16 protein-coding genes are annotated in these 20,351 nt (G+C 41.1%); 5 read left to right on the top strand and 11 right to left on the bottom strand.

Annotated features, from left to right (window positions below; translation table 11 throughout):
* The first annotated feature begins 186 nt into the window (after window positions 1–186).
* Complete coding sequence (locus PY364_RS22655) at window positions 187–489, top strand: hypothetical protein (RefSeq protein ID WP_275526515.1); 303 nt, start codon at window positions 187–189, stop codon at window positions 487–489.
* Window positions 490–872: 383 nt separating this feature from the next.
* Here PY364_RS22655 and PY364_RS22650 read toward each other — a convergent pair whose 3' ends face one another.
* From PY364_RS22650 to dnaX, 6 genes are all read right to left on the bottom strand, one after another.
* Entirely contained in the window at window positions 873–2,054 is a 1,182-nt protein-coding gene (locus tag PY364_RS22650; protein WP_275526513.1) for a hypothetical protein, read from the bottom strand.
* A 310-nt stretch (window positions 2,055–2,364) separates the two neighbouring features.
* A complete protein-coding gene (locus tag PY364_RS22645) occupies window positions 2,365–4,995 on the bottom strand; it encodes a DEAD/DEAH box helicase (RefSeq protein WP_275526511.1) in 2,631 nt (876 codons plus the stop codon).
* Window positions 4,996–5,277: 282 nt separating this feature from the next.
* Complete coding sequence (locus PY364_RS22640; RefSeq protein ID WP_275526509.1) at window positions 5,278–5,709, bottom strand: putative toxin-antitoxin system toxin component, PIN family; 432 nt, start codon at window positions 5,707–5,709, stop codon at window positions 5,278–5,280.
* Window positions 5,706–5,927: an AbrB/MazE/SpoVT family DNA-binding domain-containing protein gene (locus PY364_RS22635; protein WP_275526507.1), complete on the bottom strand. Its 222-nt coding sequence runs from the start codon at window positions 5,925–5,927 to the stop codon at window positions 5,706–5,708. The genes PY364_RS22640 and PY364_RS22635 overlap by 4 nt, the downstream gene beginning before the upstream one ends.
* Before the next feature lie 99 nt (window positions 5,928–6,026).
* Window positions 6,027–6,974: a DNA polymerase III subunit delta gene (gene holA, locus PY364_RS22630; RefSeq protein WP_275526505.1), complete on the bottom strand. Its 948-nt coding sequence runs from the start codon at window positions 6,972–6,974 to the stop codon at window positions 6,027–6,029.
* Window positions 6,971–8,386 carry a DNA polymerase III subunit gamma/tau gene (gene dnaX, locus PY364_RS22625; protein ID WP_275526503.1) on the bottom strand — a complete coding sequence of 472 codons (1,416 nt, stop codon included), beginning with the start codon at window positions 8,384–8,386 and terminating at the stop codon, window positions 6,971–6,973. The genes holA and dnaX overlap by 4 nt, the downstream gene beginning before the upstream one ends.
* A 280-nt stretch (window positions 8,387–8,666) precedes the next feature.
* Here dnaX and PY364_RS22620 point away from each other — a divergent pair, with 280 nt between their 5' ends.
* The 3 genes from PY364_RS22620 to PY364_RS22610 all read left to right on the top strand — a co-directional run bounded on the left by PY364_RS22620 (window position 8,667) and on the right by PY364_RS22610 (window position 12,142).
* Window positions 8,667–9,779, top strand: a complete 1,113-nt coding sequence (locus tag PY364_RS22620; protein ID WP_275526501.1) for an IS630 family transposase — start codon at window positions 8,667–8,669, stop codon at window positions 9,777–9,779.
* A 360-nt stretch (window positions 9,780–10,139) separates the two neighbouring features.
* On the top strand, window positions 10,140–11,201 hold the full coding sequence (locus PY364_RS22615; protein WP_275526499.1) for a hypothetical protein: 1,062 nt from the start codon (window positions 10,140–10,142) through the stop codon (window positions 11,199–11,201).
* A 188-nt stretch (window positions 11,202–11,389) separates the two neighbouring features.
* Window positions 11,390–12,142 (top strand): DUF4058 family protein, encoded by a 753-nt coding sequence (locus tag PY364_RS22610; protein ID WP_275526497.1) that lies wholly within the window; start codon window positions 11,390–11,392, stop codon window positions 12,140–12,142.
* Window positions 12,143–12,236: 94 nt separating this feature from the next.
* Here PY364_RS22610 and dnaN read toward each other — a convergent pair whose 3' ends face one another.
* The 5 genes from dnaN to PY364_RS22585 form a co-directional block, all read right to left on the bottom strand.
* Window positions 12,237–13,748 carry a DNA polymerase III subunit beta gene (dnaN, locus tag PY364_RS22605; protein WP_275526495.1) on the bottom strand — a complete coding sequence of 504 codons (1,512 nt, stop codon included), beginning with the start codon at window positions 13,746–13,748 and terminating at the stop codon, window positions 12,237–12,239.
* Window positions 13,749–14,090: 342 nt separating this feature from the next.
* A complete protein-coding gene (locus PY364_RS22600) occupies window positions 14,091–15,257 on the bottom strand; it encodes a PIF1 family ATP-dependent DNA helicase (RefSeq protein WP_275526493.1) in 1,167 nt (388 codons plus the stop codon).
* A 269-nt stretch (window positions 15,258–15,526) separates the two neighbouring features.
* Complete coding sequence (locus PY364_RS22595) at window positions 15,527–15,907, bottom strand: hypothetical protein (protein ID WP_275526491.1); 381 nt, start codon at window positions 15,905–15,907, stop codon at window positions 15,527–15,529.
* Between the two features lie 26 nt (window positions 15,908–15,933).
* On the bottom strand, window positions 15,934–17,169 hold the full coding sequence (locus PY364_RS22590) for a hypothetical protein (RefSeq protein ID WP_275526489.1): 1,236 nt from the start codon (window positions 17,167–17,169) through the stop codon (window positions 15,934–15,936).
* A gap of 91 nt (window positions 17,170–17,260) precedes the next feature.
* The gene (locus PY364_RS22585; RefSeq protein WP_275526487.1) at window positions 17,261–19,033 is read right to left on the bottom strand and encodes an SWIM zinc finger family protein; all 1,773 of its coding nucleotides are present in this window, start codon (window positions 19,031–19,033) and stop codon (window positions 17,261–17,263) included.
* A gap of 68 nt (window positions 19,034–19,101) precedes the next feature.
* Between PY364_RS22585 and PY364_RS22580 the strand changes: the two genes are divergently transcribed.
* Window positions 19,102–19,914, top strand: a complete 813-nt coding sequence (locus PY364_RS22580) for a hypothetical protein (RefSeq protein ID WP_275526485.1) — start codon at window positions 19,102–19,104, stop codon at window positions 19,912–19,914.
* Window positions 19,915–20,351: the final 437 nt, after the last annotated feature.

Raw genomic sequence — 20,351 nt, 5'->3', positions numbered from 1 at the left:
ACAAGACACGAGGTTTGGGTGGAAACTTCAGTTCGCTTGCGCTCTATCAGTTTAGGGTGCATTGACTCAAGGTTTGCATAGTATGCCCTTTTGTCCGCCGATGTTCAGTTTTTAACCGATTAGAGGTGTAGCGATCGCTCTTGCCCCTAAATTTGACTGGTTATGCCCAAAAAGCGCAGTTGTTCCGTGAAAATTCCAACGCTGCACAGCGTGTTGCAGGATTGCTATCAACTCAAGCTGGAAGACCTCAAGTACCTGAACGATGCAATTGATGTGCTGATTGACGCTGAAGAGAAAAGGTTGTCAGAGTTGGAAGCCGACTCTGACTGGGAAGAAAAACGAGAACAAAAAATGGCTGCTACCGGTGCGCGCGGTAGTAGGGGATACATCGAATCCAAGACCATTAAAGGATGTGGCCCCTATGCCTACTTGAGATTTCGTAAAGACGGCACGCATCATTCATTCTATCTGGGCAAGCTCAAGTCTTAAATTTTTAGGGTGCATAGCAATTGATAGATTAGTCGTTCTGATATCGATGCACCCTAAAGTGAACGAATTGTTTAGGGTGCATAGCAATCGATAGATTAGTCGTTCCGGTATCGATGCACCCTAAAGTGAACGATTTGTTTAGAGTGCGTAGGCATTGACAGATAGATGTTCAGGTGTCTCGGCATCCTAAATTCGTTGTGTAGTCGCGATCGCAATGAGTGTCTGACTGCGCTATACTCGGCTTGTTGCTTTCCGAATTCATGTGCGATCGCTTACCAACGATATCGGTAGCTTTGTTCCCAACAATGAGAATAACGTTAAACGTGATTTGAACTCAACTCTTCACCTGTACCGCAACAATCGTTCGATAGGTAGGTATTGGGCTAAAAATCGTCCAAATTAAAAAGCGTCAATTGGTGAGGCGATGTTGTTTTCTTTTTTGGTCGGCGTTTGCCCTTAACAACTTCTTGAACAACTGGATTTGAGTGAATAGATGGGGGTTCGTTTAATTCGATAACTTCCGACATCTCTCCTAAAATTATTTCAGGTTCTACTGCGCGATCGGTACGATCTTGAGTTGAGGAATCAACAGGTTCAAACCACTCATCATACCAGTAAGCAGCATTCATTGATTGGGGTCGTTCGCTGCTTAAAGAATTGCCTAGCAGCAAGTCAGTTTGACCCAACCACCAAATCGGAATAGCTAACCAAGGTGAAAACATATAAAACTGGAACAAAGCGCATTTTAACAGAGTACGCTCTACATCTTGACCGACACCGCTCAAACAGTAATTAGACTGCGTTAACATTAAAGCCCCCGTACCGCAAGCGGGTTCATTGAAGTTGGAAGTTCGCTCTGTCTTATCACCACTGACTAACTTAGACATGAACTGACACAAAGCTAAGGGTGTCGGATAAAACCCTGAACTTTTTTGAGCAGTCTTTCCGCAAATTTGGGGTAGCAGTCTACCCATATAATCTTCAGGATAAAGCATGAGAATTGACAAGTCAAACATCTGATAAAGACGCATTGATGCACCTTTACAACCGACGGGTTCTTTGGGTAAAATTTTGTAAGCTGGATGTCCGAATGCGAACAGAACCCAGTCCAAGAAAAACTCCAAGTAGTCCCAAGCTGACCAAGTTTTCCATTCTCCATGTTGGGGAATGCAATTGAGGGTGTTATCTAGCATAGCTTCTGCAACAGGAGAATGCTGCCATTCGATTTGGGGAATCGGTTCTGCTGGCAAAGTTTCCTCAATTACAAACTTGGGTAGTTTTTCTAGTTTTCTATTCTCCAGAATAGCTAACATTGGCTCCATTTTCCACCGCATCCAAGCATGAGCGGGAATAGCTTGACACAAAGCCCAATAATCCCATCTTCCCCATAAACATCGGTCTATTTGTGCGAGAATTTTCAGCAGCCAACCATGCTTTAAATCTCGTTCAAGGTTGGGAATTAGAGCTTGCTTTTTCTTGGGTTTGTAGGGTTGCTTTCTGAAATGTAACAGCATTGACTCTCTAGTTTGTGAGTCAATAATTGGTAACATAAGTGTGTTTTTCATGGGCGTAATTATGAAAAATGCGCCTCTTAAAACCGCAGTTGCGGTTCATACATTTTCAGAAGGGGAGGGGAAGGGGGAAGGGGAAGGAAGGATAAATTTTAGCTTTTATTTGTTCATCAATAAAAGCTAACAATAACCCAATAAGATTCGGTTCAGTTAAGACTCAATAAGGTTCAGTTAAAAAGCCCCAAAATTTGGATCATCAATCATGCTGTCAATCTTAACTAAACCTTATTGAAAAAAACCTAGAATTTTCCGTTCAGCAGAGTTCACGGCGAAGCCTTCCTCCTCCCCTTTCTCCTTCCCCTTCTTAAAATGCTTCACACAGCAACATCCCCACCTGCTTAAGCAAAGCTTTATTCCCATCAGGACACCCTGGATGAATTAAGCATTTAGGACAGCCAGAACTACAAGAACAACTACGAGCTAATTCAGCAGCATTAGAAGCTAATTGAGGGAGAGAATGGAAAATAGCTTCTGAGGTTCCAGAACCCCCTTCTGCTAAATCGTAAAACAGTCCTACATACTCATTCGCACCTCTTTTCTCTACCAGAAAATTCACATCATTAGCTGAAGCTAAAATAGTTAGAGGTAAAGCTGCTAAAATCTGATGACCGAAGCTATGAATAGCCAACAAACTTGGAGGGTACTCCCACATTTGCTGATATCCCGGAGGAATCGGCTGTTGAGATTGCAGCAATTCCTGGCGAGTAGTTGTTACTATCTGTTGTAAGTACAATTCTACTGGGGAATTCAAACTAATTTGAAGCATAGGAGTCGCAAATTTAATTTCGTAGGCTTGCTCAAAGTTCACCTCATTAAGAACCGATGTTAGTTCAGCCGAGCGAGTTCTTTTACCACAAACAGGACAAGCAGTACATTGGGATAAAGGCTCTCTGTAATTGACGCATTTTCTATTGAGACAAGTTAACCCGTAATTACGAGTTAATAATTGATAACCAGTAACAAGTTGGCTAATTTCTCCCCAAACCAGTTCCAAAATAGCTTGACCTGAAATGGCATTACTATCCGTTGAATTATCTTGAACATAGCGTTCAATTTCTGGAATAACTAACGGAATTTGTTGAGGTAGGCTCAACTTCTGTTTAAGGCTGGTATCAGTACGGCTAATTGCTACAGTAAATAGTGGAGTTTCAGGGATTTTCTGCAAAATAGCTTTGCCGTTCAAGAGCGATTGCGAACTATAAGTAACTAAACAACCATCTGAGTTTTGTGTGCGGTAAATAGCACCAGGAAACACCTCTCGATAAGCAATTTCCGCACTAAGGATTTCAATCTCTTCTTGAGTCTCAGCATCCACCAATTGTACCGTACTAGCACCCGTCCCCCCTCGAAAATTTACATCTTTATGCGGAAAGCCCTTAGCCCATAATTTATCCCGACTTTTGTGAAGAACACCTTGTTCAATTAAAGCCGTTGCAATTTGAGGAGCGCTCTTGCCAAAGTAGTGTTTTAACTTATTGGAAGGAATGCCAGTTTCGACAGCCGCGCACATCAAATGTTTGGCAATATCTATAGGATAATTGGCATTAAAACTCACCAATTCAGATTCGGCAGAAAGTAACAATTCAGGGCGTTCAGCAAAATAGTTATCTAAAGGCGATTGAGCAATAGGAATAAAGACAATTAAACCCGATTTTGTGCGACCAGCTCGACCAGCTCTCTGTTTGAAAGCTTGCAAACTTCCCGGCCATCCCCTAATAATAGCAAAGTCAAGTTGAGGCAAATCAATTCCTGCTTCGAGAGCGCTGGTACTGAGGATGCACTTAACTTTTCCTGACTGCAAAGAGTTGATAATTTCAGTACGACGTTCGCTTGTTAAACTGCCGTAGAAAATTGCTACTTGCGACTCAATTCCATAGTAAGATTGAGATATTGCTTCTTGCTTCAAAGTTGCCCACAAGTTCTTAATTGCTTGTCTACCATTGCTGAAACAAATTCCGGTTTGCCCTTGTTGTAATAAAAACAAAATGATGCGAGCCACATCAGAATTCGCATCATAACTAGGTTTAGTAACAATTAATTGGCGTTCAGGGGTAGCGGCTCCGCTAGAATTAATCCAAACTAATCGGTCTGGTTTATTAGCAGTTTGCTTTCGAGTTCTACCAGATAGTAACTTGGCTAATTGGACGGGATTGCCAATAGTAGCACTCAACATCAGAAATTGCAGTTTGTGAGAACAACCTCCGCGCTCATCTACTGCTAATTTCAAACGCCGAATTAAGCTCGTCATATTAGCTCCATAAACTCCGTTAAAAGTGTGAGCTTCATCAAGCACAATATAGCGAAGACGGCTTAAAAAATGTTGCCAAGGTTGACTCCAGTGAACACCTTTTAGTGCATAATGAATTAACTCTGGTGTTGCGCCAATAATGCTAGGATTTGTAGCTAGTAAGTGCTCTCTAGTTTCGGTAGGAGTATCACCCGTTAGAATAGCAAGGTCTGGGCGTTCATGCTCAGGAATGAGTTGGATAAAATTGGCAAGTTTTTGACCTTGATCTGCTGTTAAAGCTTTCAAGCCATAAACAGATAGGGCAGTAAATTGATGTTGAATAATGCCCTCTAAGATGGGCAGGTAAGCACTTAAAGATTTGCCAGAAGCTGTTGCTGTGCTGAGGATGACATCTCTGCCTTGCCGAACAGCTTTAAGTGTTTTAAGTTGATGTGAGTAAAGTTGTTGAATACCTTGGTGGTGCAAAGCAGAAATTATTGAAGGTGGCAAGTCTTGAGGAATTTTGTAGCGCTTTTGTGTGGTGGCGCTTGTGATTGTATGATAAATAACTTCTTCACCTAAAAATTCAAACAAATCGGCTGTTGCAGTTGGCTCCCGATGGGCTGCTTGGGCGACGTTATTGTTATTTTGGTTAAAATTAGATGGGGCTATGAGTTGGGAAAGGAGATTGATATAATTGGGAAGCATAGGTTACTCTCTCTGAATCTTTTTCCTCTTACTACCGATAGGTAGGGAAAAAAATGAGAGAGATTGGCAAAAAAACTTACTGAAAACCGGCCTGCTTCTGGTAGAAATTACAGTCTCCATCTGCTATTGTTAAGCTACAAAAATTGAGCGCCGAAAAAAAGCTGAACAAATCACAAACGAGTGTCAATTATCTGTTAGATGAAAATGTATATCCTAGCTATAAAAGTGAAATCCTTACACGCAATTCCAATATCCTAATTAACGACGTTGTTACAGGGAAAATTAGAGTGATTGATAATTAATAGCGGTTAAAAACTCATCAATTGTTAAAATTGGACAAGAAAAATTATCTGAAAGGCACAGTAAATCACCATCACCTGTCACCAAATAATCAGCCTGACTGACAACAGCTAACAGCAAAAAAGGGATATCAAAAGGATCTCGACATTCAGGAACGACAGGCAAAGTATCGGGTATCAACACAGTATCACAAAACGGTAGATAGTCTGACAGTAAATCTTCCTGCTCAGAGTTTGTGAGTTTGAACTTTGGGTAAGTAAGCACCCGAACTAACTCAGCAATTGTAACTTCTGAAGCTAAAGGAATAAAGCGATTATTCTGCCATGCAAGGCGCAGTCTGGACAGTCGGCCTCCAAACACTAAGGCTGACAACACTAAATTTGTATCAATTACTACTCGTGGACACTCAATCATAACTGACGCGCCCATTCTACAGCATCAGTAATATCCTGTTCATTGACATTTAACGCTCCTAACTTAGCCCTTACAGAATCAGCCCCTTGAATTTTTACTGGAGTCAGAATAATTTGTCCACCTTCTACCTTAACCTCAAAATATTCAGCCGCCCCGATAGCTTGAGTTATACTTTTAGGTAGAGTAAGCTGATTTTCAGCCGTTAACTTGGCAAGCATAGCAAACTTTCCTATTTAGTTGTGTAAGCTTTGCTTAGTTTAACATATCCTAGAAATAATAGAAAAAGGCTGCCAATTTAATTCGGCAGCCCTTTCCTGTTATTTAGTGAGTTGAGTGATTCTGAGCAAAGCAGATAACATCGAGTCAGGCTTGTCTCCAGTTTTGAGAGCAATTTCTAAATCAAACAAAATGGAGAGTGCTTGACTTAAACAGTTGGCAGATACAGCCTGAACCTCCTGTTTCAGAAAATACAGCCGTTTTGGATTACTAAGTCGGCACAAACTAGCAATTTCGCTATCAGACTTTTTCCCAGAAAAGAGAGCCGCTTTTACCCATAGCCAAGTTTTAAACTGAGTTTGAAGAGTAGCGATAATTGCCAAAGGAAACTCTGCTCTAGAGAGCAATTCATCAAGTACCTTAATCGCCACTGATGCTTGACCTCTTAAAAGAGCTTCGGCAAGTTGAAAACTGTTGGCTGTGGTAGCCGGAACCAGGGCTAAAGCCGATTCTTTCGTAATGCGATCGCCTGCTGCATAGATGGCTAATTTTTCCAGTTCACTGACCATTCTAGCAGAATTGTTACCAATCGCCACCGCTAAATAGCTAACAGCATCTCTGGCAATTGAGAGATTCATTTGTTTAGCAGTAGTAGCGATCGCACTTTCAATTAAATCGGTACGCCAAGGAGGAATGAGAGTAAATTCCTTAAGTTTACCAAATTGCAACAAATGTTTGACTACCTTAAGCCGTTTATCGATAACAGCAGCAGTGAAAACTAAGTGTGTTGTGGTAGGTAAATGGGGCAAGATTTGCAGTAATTCTAGCCCCGTCTCCCCAAATTGCTTGAAATCACAATTCTCAACTACGATAAGTTTACTTCCGACACCAAAAGGAACTGAAGCAGCCGCAGAAATAGCTACATCTAGGGAAGAAGCATCAAACCGATGGATGTTGAAATCTCGCCAGAGAGGGTGAGTTTGAGTTTTGAACTTTTCAACTTCTCGTTCAATTGCGTAGGTGTCATTCCCAATTAGGATGCTAATCATGCTGCTACCTCTTCCCGTTGCTTGACAGTCACAGTAATAGAGTAGCCTAAAGCTTTACTAACGATTTTTTGCACAAATTCAAGGTGGGCTTGAAACTTATTCGCGTATTTTCTTTCTACTGCTAACACGCATGAATGAGTAGAAAGTTCTGCAAGTTTAGCACGGTTTAAGAGTTCGCGATTACCAGGTTTCGCTGTGGCTACTACTTGCGCCCAAGTTTCTTCTAAGTCGGGAGAATCAGGCTCTAATCTTTGAGGGGTTTTATCAAATTTGTCAGGCTGCTTAGATTGGGAAGTTGTCGGCAATTGTATTTCCTTGCTAGCGGGTTTGCTTGACAGCATCAAGTTTAGCAAACAGACTTCTAACCAAGTAGCAGCATTCGTACTGGTTCTCAATTGAAATTCTGATTTTTGCAATTGTGTACAAGCCACATCAATTGTTTCAAAATCGAGATGAAGAGCGAGCGATCTCAGTTTATCATAACTGACTGGCCCTGTAATTAAATTCTGGCATTGGCGCGTAGATTTGATAATGAGCAAATCTCGCATTGCTGCTAGTAAACTACTGAGAATAAGTTTGGGAGTTTTGCCGCTGTCGATGAGCATTCTTGAAGATTGTAGTATGCTTAGAGTATCGCCGGAACGAATAGCTTTAAGAATGGCAATCAAATCTTGCTCGTTAATACTACCAGAGACTTCTGCAACTGAATCAAGTGTAATCTCTGAATTCAGCAGTGAAAGTTGAGAGAGTAATTGTAGAGCATCCCTTAATCCTCCATCACAAATCCGAGCAATTGCCCGCATTGAATCAATGGTAATTGCAATAGATTCAGCAGAGCTAATTTTCTGCAATTGTCCGACAATAGCATCAACTGACAAAGCTCGAAAGTTAAAAGTTTGGCAGCGAGAGATGATAGTGGGTAACACCTTATGTGCCTCAGTTGTACAGAGAATAAACACCACATGAGCGGGCGGTTCTTCTAAACATTTGAGAAGAGCATTTTGAGCACTGGTACTGAGTTGGTGGCACTCGTCTAAAATCCAAATTCGATAACGGCTCATCGCTGGAGCAAAGTTGCTGTGTTCTATTAATTCTCTGACATCATCCACGCCATTGTGAGAAGCAGCATCAATTTCAGTTACATCTAAACTGGAACTGGAATCAATGGTTTTACAGCTTGAACATTGTCCGCAAGGAGTAGCTGTCGGCTGTTTAGTATTCAAGCAACTGAGGGATTTAGCGAGGATGCGAGCCGTTGACGTTTTGCCTGTTCCTCTAGGGCCAGTAAATAGGTAAGCTGGAGCAATTTTCGATGAGACAATGGCATTCGTCAACGCTGTTTTAATGCTGTCTTGACCCACTAATTCTTGTAGGGTTTTGGGTCGATATTTAAGGTGCAGTGGTTGGTACATAGGGAGTAGTTAGAATAGTTCTGGTAACTATTCCCCGATAGGGGAGTGGGGAGTGGGGAAGAAGCGAGGGGAGTGGGGAAGAATGAGGGGATATATAGTAAAGTCTAAATTCGTTGTACAACTAACTTGCTTCTTTACCTAATATAGCGTTTCTCATGTCGATGAGGTACATCATTTCAGCTAAAAAGCTTGACGATTAAATGATTTGTTATACCTCACTAAGCTGTTGCACACTTAAATAGTGTATAATGGAAACTTAACTTAGTCAAGCAGTACAAAAATGCCAGCTAAAAATCATCTCAATCAAGAACAAATAGAAAAACTACAGCAAGCCTTAAAACAGGAAGAAAACGGAGATATTAGAGAAAGAATCTTGATTTTATTATTGCTAAATGACGGAAAAACACAAAATAAAATTGCTGAATTTGTGGGTTGTTCAGTAAATAAAGTATCATACTGGTGCATTCATGGCGACCCAGATAAACTAGAAAGTTTAAGAGATGAGAGGATGAAGGGAAACCATAAAAAAGCTACAGATAAATATATAGAAATATTATTGCAAACCATAGATAAAGACCCCCAAGAATTAGGCTATGATTTTGGCAGATGGACATCACAGAGATTAGCGACATATTTAGAGATAACTACCGGAATTAAATTAAGTGGAGCGCAAGTTAGGAGGATATTAGAGAAAAAAAAGTACGTGTACATTTGGGCAAAATATAGCTTAGAATCTAAGAGAGAACCCGAAAAAAGAACAGCATTTAAAAAGAAAATATTAGAATTTTTAAAAATAGAAAAGGCAACTCCAGAACGATTGCAGGTATGGTTTTGGGACGAAAGTGGATTTAGTTTAAGAGTAACAAGGAGAAAGAATTGGTGTAAAAAAGGTAGCCAAAAAAAGCTCAGAGGAGACCGAAGAAAAGGCAGAATTAATTTGATGGGAGGATTGAGAAATTCAGATAAAAAAAGGTTCGTAGAGGTTATAAGTAAAGGCAATTCAGATAATTTCTATAAAGTTCTAAAAATATTTTATCAAGAACTAATTTATGAATGGGTAGAAGCCGGGAACCAAGCATCAGACTTTGAGAAAAAAGGAGCAAAGATAGTGATTATTCTTGATAATGCTAGTTTTCATAAGAAAGAAGAGTACCTGAAAAAAATTGAAACAGAAATGCCTAATCTTCATTTAGAATTTCTGCCGAAATATAGCCCAGACTATAACTTAATTGAATTAGTCTGGCATTCGGCAAAGGAATATATTGCTCATCGACTTTTCACATCAATTGAAGAGCTAGAGTATTTATTGCATCGCCTCTTAAATGAAGGAGAGTTGATTATTAAATGGGGAAGAAAAATCAAAAACAAAGGTAATGCTTGTATCACAGTTTAAATGTACAACAGCTTATCTTACTATGGTAAGAATTGCTATACTTGATTTTTGGAAAAGGCCTGTGATTGGTAATTCTTGAGTTGTGCCATTGTTTTTTCAACTCTGTTTGAGTTGTACGATTCATTTAGACGTGTTATAATGGTATCCAATTATTTCTTGTAAAACTACATCTGCTTTACAACCTTTATCTTTATTAATTAAGGAGCTTGAGACAATAGTTCGGACAGTTTTAAGATGGCGCTCTCAGGTACGTTGTGGCGATAAGAGCGCTCTTTGATTTGAGGGCGATCGCAACCTACACTTGTTGCACGCTTTACGCCTTTGTTAGAAATATGAGGTGCAAACAAAAGCTCGAAACCCTTGAAATTTAAAGAATATGGCGTACCCGATCTCACCCTGAACCGCTATATGCCCAAACAGGGCCGGGCCCAACTACGTACCTGGGCGATCGCAAAAGAAAACTGTCCGCAGTATTGCTTGAGAAAGAACTTCTTAACACTCTTCCCCCATTCCCCATTCCCCACTCCCGTGCCACCCATTCCTAAAGCCATAGTCAAACTAGGATACCAGCCGCAATCAATTGATACCAGCATTGATGCTGATGTGTTGATGTTTCAGTTATTTCGACAATTGACACCCCAACAAAAAGTGCAGCGGTTTTGCGACTTCAATCAATCAGTAAGAAAACTGGCACGATGGGGAATAGAAATGCAGTATCCTCACGCTACTACAACCCAAATTCGGCGAGAATTTATTAAAAGATGTTTGGGTGGGGAGTGGCTCGAAATTTTATCCTTTAGTAAAGATTGGGGTGAATTAGTGATTGCCGAGCCGATTGAACTAGCACGAAAAATAATCGGGATTTTAGAGCCTTTGAATATTCTATATATAATTGGGGGTTCAGTGGCGAGTTCACTGCTAGGAGAAAGCCGAGCCACTCAAGACTTGGACTTAGTAATTAATATCTCTATTTCCCAAGCATCTCAATTAATCGATGCCATGTCAGATGAGTTTTATATTAGTGATTCAGCGGTGATTGAAGCAATTTCTCGTTCAACGGCAACACCCCGTGAATCATCTTTCAATGTCATCTATTTACCTTCAATGGAGAAAGCAGATATTTTTGTAATGAGTAACCATGACCCTTTTTCTATTTCCGTGATGAATCGTCGCCAATTTTACCCGCTCACTGGTTCACCAGAGTCGGGAATTTTCATTTACTCACCTGAAGATATCGTCTTGCAAAAACTTAGTTGGTATAAGCTGACTCCTGATGGTTCCCAAAAGCAATGGAGAGATGTGTTGGGAGTTTTGAAGGTGCAGCAAGGGCGGCTGAATCGAGCTTATTTGAACCAATGGGGAGAGACATTAAAACTTACTGATTTGCTAGAACAAGCGTTGCTTCAATCAGGCTATGAATAATAAGAGATATATGGTTTTTTCAGAGAGTTTGCTATCGAAATAAAGCAGGCGTAACTTGATGCCACTATCCCCATTAGAACCGAGAGAAGGTGGGAGTGTGATGCTCTGCATTTTTGCCAAATAAATTGTATTATAGATGGAACGTACTTCTTTCCCTCATCCCTTTTACCCTTCGTTCTCTTGCGATTATGGCACCGAATTTTCCAGGCATGAACCCCTATCTTGAAAATCCTTCTTTGTGGTCAGAGGTTCACTCCTGGTTGATTGTCGAACTAGCACGCTCGCTCAATCCCTTACTCATACCAAAGTATCGAGCGGCTGTAGAAAAACGGGTTTACTTGGATGCTCTACTGGTGGGTATTCCCGATGCGTCTGTTTTCCAACAAAACCCTGAAGCTGAGCAAGCTTCTGCGGTAACAACTGGGGTAATAACCAAGCCAATTCGAGTAACATTGCCTTTGACTGAAGAAATTATTGAACGTTATCTGGAGATTCGGGAGGTCAAGACTGGAAAGGTGGTAACGGTGGTAGAAGTTCTCTCTCCTAAGAATAAACGAGTGGGTGAAGGTCGAGAAAAGTACCTCACCAAGCGACAAAAAGTGTTAAACAGTGCTACTCACTTAGTTGAAATCGATCTGCTGAGAACGGGAAATTTTATGCCAATGGATGCTTCGATTCGCTCAGACTACCGCATTCTGGTTAGTAGGGCTAATCTCCGTCCCGAAGCTGAACTCTACCCGTTTAATGTGCGTGAATCGATTCCCCAATTCTTGTTTCCTTTGCAGCCACCAGAGCGAGAACCTGTTGTGAATTTATCTGAGATTTTGGGACAAGTTTATCAAGAAGCAGCCTTAGACTTGGCAATTGATTACTCACAGCAGCCTGTCCCACCACTAAGTGAGAGTGATTATCAATGGGTGCGATCGTTGACGGAATCGTAGGACAGCGATCGCAAATGCGCGACTTGTACCCCTATGTGCATATCAACTTGCAGGGGGCAGCATCAAATTTAGATGCCACTCCCCACCCCCACAATTATTCTTGCGGAGCTACAACGTATTCGCACTCTAACGCCTCTGTACCTGAAGCTGGCGTGCCAAAGGGTACAATTAGTAGAGGAGCCGTAGGAGTTGCCATCAGGAGCCGCAAATCGGAACTAGAAACAGCTTTAATTGTATCAATCAAATAGCGGATATCGCACTTGAGCCGAAAGTCACAACCCCAGAGTTTGGCATCAACTGTCTCAGTACCAGAACTGAGAGTATTGTTGAGTGATGCTCGCACCTGTTGCACTTCTAAATCAAAGTCAAAAATTGCTGTAATGTGAGACTTGTCGCTATGAGTAGCCAACCTCTCTAAAGCTTTTAAAAAGCTGAGTCTTTCAACTACGATTTGATGACTAAGTTCAGACCGATAAGGAGCAATAATCTGGTCGCATTTCGGGTAATTTCCTTCAAGTAACTGCGCTGTTAATCGCAAATTATTCCACTCAAATGCCACAAAATTAGTTGGTTGTTCTGGCGAACCATCATAATAAATCGTAACTTTGTCAGTCGCATTTACAGAACGCTCTAATACCCGGAGTACCTTAGCGGGAACAGTAAAATTTACTGTTTGAAAGTTCAAAAACTGAGAATTGCTGCTTTCACTCAATCCGACAATCATAGCTACCCGATGCCCGTCAGTCGTCCACACTCTTAGTTGATTAAGTCCTCTGTCTACGTCGTGACTCAGTTGAAAATTAGCTCCCATCAAAATGCGTTTGGTTTCCTCAGAACTAACAGCAAATAAGCTAGCTTTGAGAACAGCGATTAATACACCAGCAGGAAGTGTTACAAGTTTTTGTTTAACACTAGGGATAGTCGGAAATTCATCCGCAGCTAACCCCCGAATAACGTGCTTGCTATTTGATGAACTTAAAGTCGCACTGACAGAGGGAATGTCACTTCCTTTGATAATTTCAAAGGAACTCTTTAAGGTAAGGCGGCCGTTCGGAAATTTCCCAAGAATATCAGCGAGTATAGGTGCGGGGAGGGTGAGTTTTCCGGGTTGATTGACATTGGCATCAAAATTCACTTGTATTCCAAATTCCAAATTGTAACCAGTGAGGTGCAGTTGTTGATTTTCGGCATCAGCCTCAATCAAGATATTGCACAAAATAGGATGACTGGTATTGCTAGGAATGATGCTTTTGAGTGTCTGTATGTAATCGTTGAATTCTCTTAAATCACAGGCAATTTCAAGAGCCGATGGGGAAGGCTTCGGAGTGAGAGATGCTGCGATTTCAGTATTGAGATGGGTTTCAGGAGGGGGATTTGTTGGGGTGTCAGAAGATGTAGAAGTTCCATTATCTGTAATGTAGTTCGCTTCTACTTCTTCTATTTGTGTTGTTTTGGGTAGGGGAGAAGAAAGCTTAGTTGTTTTTTTGACTGATGGCTTCGTAGTAGGAGTCAAATTAGTGACTGTTACAGTTGAGCGTTTTTTCTTAGCTGTTCTCTCCACTACTTCCTCTTTAGAAGGTGTTCCAGAAAGTCGAGTTTTTGCCATAATAATTAGTCGGTGTCAAGAATTTGATTGGTCGCTGCGATAGCAGTGAGGAAGGGGAAGGGGAAGGTTAAGAGAAGGGGAGGGGAAAGGGTGGAACAAGTTCAGTAAACTCGCGTTATGTTCAAGTTGAAGCAAACTGATTATTTAGATTTTGATAAGTGAGATAACAGAACTTACGCTCATCAACCAGATTTCTCTGAAAAATTGTTGCTTTCTCAACTAGATATCTACGAAGCAAACTGATTTCTGGTATCGTGTGCGTAAGTCCTGAGACAAGAAGGTTCAACTCAAAAAAGTGAAAACTTATCTTTCCTTCCCCTTCCCCTTCCCCCTCCCCTTCCTCTACAATTGACCTAATACTCGTTGCACTCTGAATGAATTAGGAGGGACAAATAGTATTCGTTGGCGACATCTGCTTGTTCCAACATATAAAAGACGGTGGTACTCTTTAAGTTTCTCTTGGCTGCTCATTTCCTTGCCTACCAAAAGTCGAGTCAAAATGTCATTGCTGTCCAAACCAACTTCATCAAAAGTGCTACCTTGAGAATTGTGAATAGTTAGGGCAAAGCAATTGTCAACTTCGGCAAATACGTCATCTTTAAACCAGTAATACTTCCGCCAGAGAAATCCATTACGTTTGGCACTTTTGAGTTTCTCTTTCAATTCAGCTTGGTAGCGCTTATTTTCCGATTCATGGAGCACAAAAATTTGCCGAAATAGACCATCATCAGTCACAATTTTCAACAGCCATACTCGGTAGCCGTAGTGCTGACTTATTTCAACTTGCTGTATGGTAAATTCAGTTGATGTGGCTAAAATCACAGTCTTACCATCAGGAGCCAGAACTGGTTTCTTAGTAATTAACCTTTCTCCAGATATAAATCGGGCAGTTGTTCGACCATAAAGTTGTTCTCGAACAGCCTGATTGTAATAGTTGACTCGCTTATTTGTCCAGCACAAAATCCGAAAACAATCAGGATTTGAGGCAAATTCTTGCTTGATGATTTTGATAGCATATTGGATGAGTGTTTCTGGTTTAACTTTGAATGCACCATTAGATTTGTCCAATGAGTTGTAATTCGGATGTGGCAAAAAGACATCAGTTTTACTCTTGACAAAAGAGCGACATTCAGTAATAAAATCAAGGACGGGGCTTTCTCCAGCTTGTCTAACCACTTGAGTTAATACAGCTTTATTGGCAATATTGAAAGCAGGCGAGCGCTTTTCTCCAACAGGATTAAGTTGGGCTGGGTCGCCTTTTCTGAGGATACCGACGGCTTTGTTAGTGGGTGCTGTGAGGGCAATGCGCTTGCTTTGAGCTAAGAGTTCTTTGATGAGAAGGAAAATAAGTGTGCTTTTTCCCGTGCCTGCATAACCGCAAAGCAAGAAGAATGCGGAAGTGCTGCTTGCAAATGTTCTCAAATTGTCGAGCGCTTGCTCCTGCTGCGGCTTGAGAGTAAAGGGAATTTGTTTAAATTCCTGCGGTCGTTCTAGTAAATTTTGAATCATTAGTGTACAGTAATACTAATTCGTTCGCATCCTAATAAGCGCTAGCTTGAGGAGGAGTATGGAGGAACATTCAAATCAAAACTGACTTATAACAATAGTTCCAAATTTCAGAAAAGAATGGCTACAAGGGTTGATTTTCCGTTAGGCTAACTTACCTAAAAATCTGATTATGTCATTGACAAGAAAAGTTGTCATAAGTATTGTTTAATCAAAAATTAGCTCTGAATTTTATGATAATTCAGAGCTAATTTTGCTGCTGTTGTTAGTTGTTAAACAATCACAACTTTGGTCTTTTTAACTCGTTTGATATTCACTGCTGTGCCAATGCTATGTCCATCCCAAATGGCTAATCCGTAGTCACAATGCGAACACATTTCGATGTCGCGAGCGCTATAGTTTCCGGGAATACCGACAGCCGGATAACCAGAAGTGTTTCTGGGTTTGCCATTGCCGCTAAACAAGGCATAGTAAACCAAAACTTTCTCGTAGTTCTTAGACCGCAAGTATTGCTGAACTAAGCTATCAACTCCAGGCGCATCACCGACTCTGACTTCAAACCCTAGTTCAATGATGCGATTGAGAGAGGTATGAGCCTCGGATGGCAATTCCTTGATGGAACGACTGCCGGAAATTATTACTGTTTTGTTCATGGTGATTTACCTTTTACTAATTCTCATCATTTTGGCATCTTTTCTAAATCAAGTTCAGCCACTTCTCGCAGAGCTTCTAAGCGCTTCTTTAAAGTTTTATGTCTGTGTATTTCTACCACATACTCGTATTTAGAACCTGTATGTTGAAGTTCTGGAATTTGGCAATCAATTAGGTAGCTAAGGCGACCAACTAGCTTTTTAATAACTATTAGCCAAGCCTTAGCTAAAGCTTTAGTACGGAAACCAATCCAAGCTTTAAAGTAAGAGCAGTCTTCGCTAACTTGGTAAGCAACATTGGGCGATAATTTAACAAGAAGTGGGATATGAGTAATGCCTAAACTTTTGAGTTCAGTCAAGCTGTAGCTTTGAATTTCTCCACTGTCCCATTGAATTTGAAATGGGCGTAGTTCCTGAATATTCAAACTAATAACTATTCCCATTCGTTGGACTTCATTTCGGCATTGTTCGAGACAATCCCCCTCTCGAAAACCACTCCATCCATATTTTTTTGCTAAATGTTTAAGGCAATAGTCCCAGGCTTCTTCCCAAGCAATATCAAAGTCGAGAAGCTCATAACTTTCTGTACTCAATTGTTTAGTCAGTTTCTCTTTGAGTTGCTGCTTTTGAATAGGTAAGGCAATTTCTAAGAAATTGTCGGGGACTTCAAAAACCAAGTGTGTCTTAGCCCTAATTTTTAGGTCATTGAAAGACAAAAAGCGACTGGCTTCTAATTGTTGGGGTGTAAAGACATCTATGACACAACTTGTCGGGTAGCCAGGGAACAAGTTGATGGGAAAGAGATAATAGTGGTCAAGAGTAAATATGAGAATGTGATGTTCAGTTAGGGATTCTACTTGGAAAGTAGTGGTGTTACTGAATTGTATTTTTTGCGAATTAGTAAGCACAATGGTTGTGCAATCGGGAAGTTCACCAGTAGTTTTTTGAGGAATAAACTGAGGCAAAACTGAGATTTTAAGCACCCGAATTTCATCAAGTGTATAATTCCAAGAAAAACTATCTTCGTTGTTACTAGCATCCCAAGTAATTATTACAGGTCTATCGGTTTGATTGAGGGCTGTTATCGTGCCGTAATAATTGCCAGATTTGACGATATCGCCTACTTTAAAGGGAAGTTGAGCGAAAGGAGGCGGAGTGAGAAAAGGAAAAATTACCGCTACCACTTCTTTGACTTCACTGGGGGGAGCGTTGTCAGGTTTAGAGCAAGTATTTGAGAAGCCAATTAAAGCCGTGTTAGAGTCCATAACCTTTGAGAAGTTAATTGTTTTCAACTTCTCCCGTTAGGGGATATCTTCTCATGCTTAATCCCTTAACTTTTTGTGGTTTAATATCAAATTAAGTAAGCGGTTTGAGTAATTCCATAAATTTTCGTTTGCGGCCGTGTTGTTCTACAAGAGAATTGCGATAAATTAACCAATCTGATTGACGATTAGATTGCAAGTAAGCACTATGAACTTTATACAGCCATTGTATGGCAACATCATAGGCATCTGCTTTACCTCGATTAACAATTGATTCAGCTTCCTGGCTCGCATTTTCAATCACCCAATCTGGACGGTAAGGGATAGCAGCCTCCATGACTTGATGAATGAGCCGAGAATGATAATAATTCAAAGGTGTGACAACTTCAATAGCTTTATCTATAAACCCTTCATGCAAGAAAATGTTTACTTTAGCTTCTTGAATTCCCCATCTATCTTGGGAGCTAATGTTAGTTAAAAGCTCAACTTTTAGAGTTTCCCATTCCTCTCCCGATAACTCCTTAATATTCTGGTAATCCTCGAAAGAAGGCTGGGCAGAAAATGCCTGGATTTTGGCTTTCATAGCAGTGGCGCAATCGCCTAATTCTAGGGCTAAATCGCTTGCCCAAGTTGCGAGTTCATACAGGCAATGTCCCTCCAAGGAAAACCCCGTTTGAGCTACTTCTAGTGCTTGACTTTTTGCTCCCTGTTTCCGCAGTTCAAAAGCTAAGGCTTTTGCTTCTTCTACTGATGTCATCAGAGTTTTGGCAGCCGATATCGCCTCTGAAATTCGTCCTAAACTAACTAACATTACTAAATATTGTTGATTCATTCCTTCTGCTTGTGCCAGATACAAGTATTCTTCATACCGTTCTCGGCGCTCTAGGATTTCCAAGCGAATCAGAGCAATATCCTCCGCATAATCAGGTGCTTCTCCTTCCCAAACTCCTCGTTCTAAAATATTTCCTTGCATGATAAGTTGTAGGGGTGGAAAGTCCCAACCTTGGCGCAATGCTTCTAAACTCATAGCAAAATTGGCATCCCATTCATCTTGCCAATTTGTAAGATTTTCTTTAAGTTTGTTTTGCTCTTCTTTAGTGAGTTCAGCACAGAGAATAGCCTCCGTCCATGCTTCATCAAGGGCTGTAACAATGCCCTCATTATATGCGCCGTAATCAGCAACAGTATCCCAATTTTCTATGCAGGTTTCGGTAATACTTTGCAAAATAGCGATCGCGTTATTGCCATCTTCACATTGACTAAATTCTTGAGCTTCTGAAATTAAGTTGAGAATATCTGGTGTAATCGGATCTTCCTCGTCCCCATCTTCTAAATAATGCTCAGCATCGCGCAAAATTTGGCGAACTTGTTGGCGGTAAGGTGCTGTATTAATTGTACTAGGTTGTGGGGATGTAGTTGGGGATTTTTGAGCATGGGTAACACCAACAATACGATTAATGTGGCGTTCAATGCGATCGATAAGATCGAGTTGTTCTGCGGCTAGATTTTGCAACAGGAGTTGAGTTTGTTGGTGGTTGAGGCGATCTAATAGGTGTTCTAAAGTGGGACGCTCTTCAATTTTTTGCGGCTGGTGCTGGCAAACTAAGAGAGTGGCAACAATATGCTTGCACCAGCCACCAAAACTGTAGGCGCAGGTACAAGAGGCTTCGGTTAAGCTTTGGCTTTCAAAGCTAAGCCTGACGCGGTAAGATGGGGCTTCGCTACCCTCTACTTCAGCTTGGAGGATCTTACCACGCAAGGTGAGGGCTACAACTGCGCCATTACGATAGTAGGTTTCACCGCGCTCAAAAGATTGGGGGCTGCTGTTTTGGCGAAGTGTAGCTTCTGCGAATTTTGGAATCGGCATTTAGCACTCCCCAATTTCTGTTGATAATTTCTACAATAATTGCACACATGGAAAACTCAAGAGCAAAAATGCCCACTTCCGAAGAAATTGCTGCTGCCATAGAGACAATCGACCACTTGACTGCTTGGCTACAAGATACCGGATTAAGTGCCTCCGCAATCGCCCAGTTCAAATTCAACTCGCTGGCATCAATGTACCCAGAATTGCGAGGGATAGCAGAAACTGCAAAGCAACTAATTGGTGCAGCTTCTCCTCTGACAGAAGTTGGGATGACAGTAACGGAACTAGCAGCGCTGCTCACAGACAGCTTAGAGTTCAAAATCAAGCCAGATGTCGTCAACAAAGCTCTAGTGGCATTAGGATATCAAGAGCGCAACGAAGCCAAGCGGATTTGGATACTGACAGAAGCGGGTAAAACTCATGGTATTTCCTTACTGGCTACCTCATCGACAAACAAGTGGAGTGGCAACCAATTGAAGTGGTATCGCTCTATAATTCCCATCTTAGAAGAATACTTGACAAATGCAGGAATTTTAGAGAATAGCAGCAATAGCGATTGCACTGCAATAGCAGATAAAGAACAATCTAAAACTTCAGAAAAAAGCCTTGTATCTATTGCTCAAAATGGTAGCTCTTCTAGTAATGAAGAGAAAGCAACTTGGACAGTACCGGAACGGATTAAAGTCTTGGGAGTTACAGTTAACCCTAGTCAGATTGAACTGATTCAATCCTTTGCTGACGAGTCTTATAACGAACGCTATAACTCGACACCGCCCAAATCTAAGGTGAGAAAGAGTCAATTTTCTACTTATCCCAGTGAGTTTATCGAGTTTTTAGACCGGGCAATTAACACAGTATTAAATCCGAAAAAAACTCGTTAAAGTAAAAGAAGGGGAGAGGGGGAGAGGGGGAGAAAGGGAGAAAGGGAGAGGGGGAAGTTGACGCTTACTTTCTAGGGTGCATCTCATATTTGTAAATCAATCCCTCATGTAACGAAAAAACAAGCGTTTTAGCCTCCAATTTCAGGGTTTTTGCAAAACCTTTCTAGTCCCTTCTTTGTACTTTTGAGAAAGGGAGGGGGAAGGCTTCGCCGTGTAGTTTGACAAGCGTTAGACTGAGAGTTCAGTCTAACGCTGACGCTCTGGGAAGCCTGATGTAGAAAGGGTTATCCTTAAGTTATTGTTAGCTTTTATTGAAGAAAGAAAAGCTAAAATTTATCCTTTATTCTGCTTTTCCCTGTCCCTTCTCAAAAGTGCAAAGGAAGGACTAAAAAGTAAGCCTTAATTTCTCCCCCTCTCCCCCTCCCCCTCTCTCCCAG

The organism is Kamptonema sp. UHCC 0994 (assembly GCF_029167235.1).
Lineage (GTDB): Bacteria > Cyanobacteriota > Cyanobacteriia > Cyanobacteriales > Microcoleaceae > Kamptonema.
The sequence above is the reverse complement of the archived record's forward strand: the minus strand, read 5'-3'. Positions and strand labels throughout refer to the sequence as shown.

What these genes read in the sequence shown, in the direction of transcription:
- PY364_RS22650 (WP_275526513.1), bottom strand. Translation starts at nt 2,054, where the DNA reads ATGAAAAACACACTTATGTTACCAATTATTGACTCACAAACTAGAGAG.
- PY364_RS22645 (WP_275526511.1), bottom strand. Translation starts at nt 4,995, where the DNA reads ATGCTTCCCAATTATATCAATCTCCTTTCCCAACTCATAGCCCCATCT.
- PY364_RS22640 (WP_275526509.1), bottom strand. Translation starts at nt 5,709, where the DNA reads ATGATTGAGTGTCCACGAGTAGTAATTGATACAAATTTAGTGTTGTCA.
- PY364_RS22635 (WP_275526507.1), bottom strand. Translation starts at nt 5,927, where the DNA reads ATGCTTGCCAAGTTAACGGCTGAAAATCAGCTTACTCTACCTAAAAGT.
- holA (WP_275526505.1), bottom strand. Translation starts at nt 6,974, where the DNA reads ATGATTAGCATCCTAATTGGGAATGACACCTACGCAATTGAACGAGAA.
- dnaX (WP_275526503.1), bottom strand. Translation starts at nt 8,386, where the DNA reads ATGTACCAACCACTGCACCTTAAATATCGACCCAAAACCCTACAAGAA.
- PY364_RS22620 (WP_275526501.1), top strand. Translation starts at nt 8,667, where the DNA reads ATGCCAGCTAAAAATCATCTCAATCAAGAACAAATAGAAAAACTACAG.
- PY364_RS22610 (WP_275526497.1), top strand. Translation starts at nt 11,390, where the DNA reads ATGGCACCGAATTTTCCAGGCATGAACCCCTATCTTGAAAATCCTTCT.
- dnaN (WP_275526495.1), bottom strand. Translation starts at nt 13,748, where the DNA reads ATGGCAAAAACTCGACTTTCTGGAACACCTTCTAAAGAGGAAGTAGTG.
- PY364_RS22600 (WP_275526493.1), bottom strand. Translation starts at nt 15,257, where the DNA reads ATGATTCAAAATTTACTAGAACGACCGCAGGAATTTAAACAAATTCCC.
- PY364_RS22595 (WP_275526491.1), bottom strand. Translation starts at nt 15,907, where the DNA reads ATGAACAAAACAGTAATAATTTCCGGCAGTCGTTCCATCAAGGAATTG.
- PY364_RS22590 (WP_275526489.1), bottom strand. Translation starts at nt 17,169, where the DNA reads ATGGACTCTAACACGGCTTTAATTGGCTTCTCAAATACTTGCTCTAAA.
- PY364_RS22585 (WP_275526487.1), bottom strand. Translation starts at nt 19,033, where the DNA reads ATGCCGATTCCAAAATTCGCAGAAGCTACACTTCGCCAAAACAGCAGC.
- PY364_RS22580 (WP_275526485.1), top strand. Translation starts at nt 19,102, where the DNA reads ATGCCCACTTCCGAAGAAATTGCTGCTGCCATAGAGACAATCGACCAC.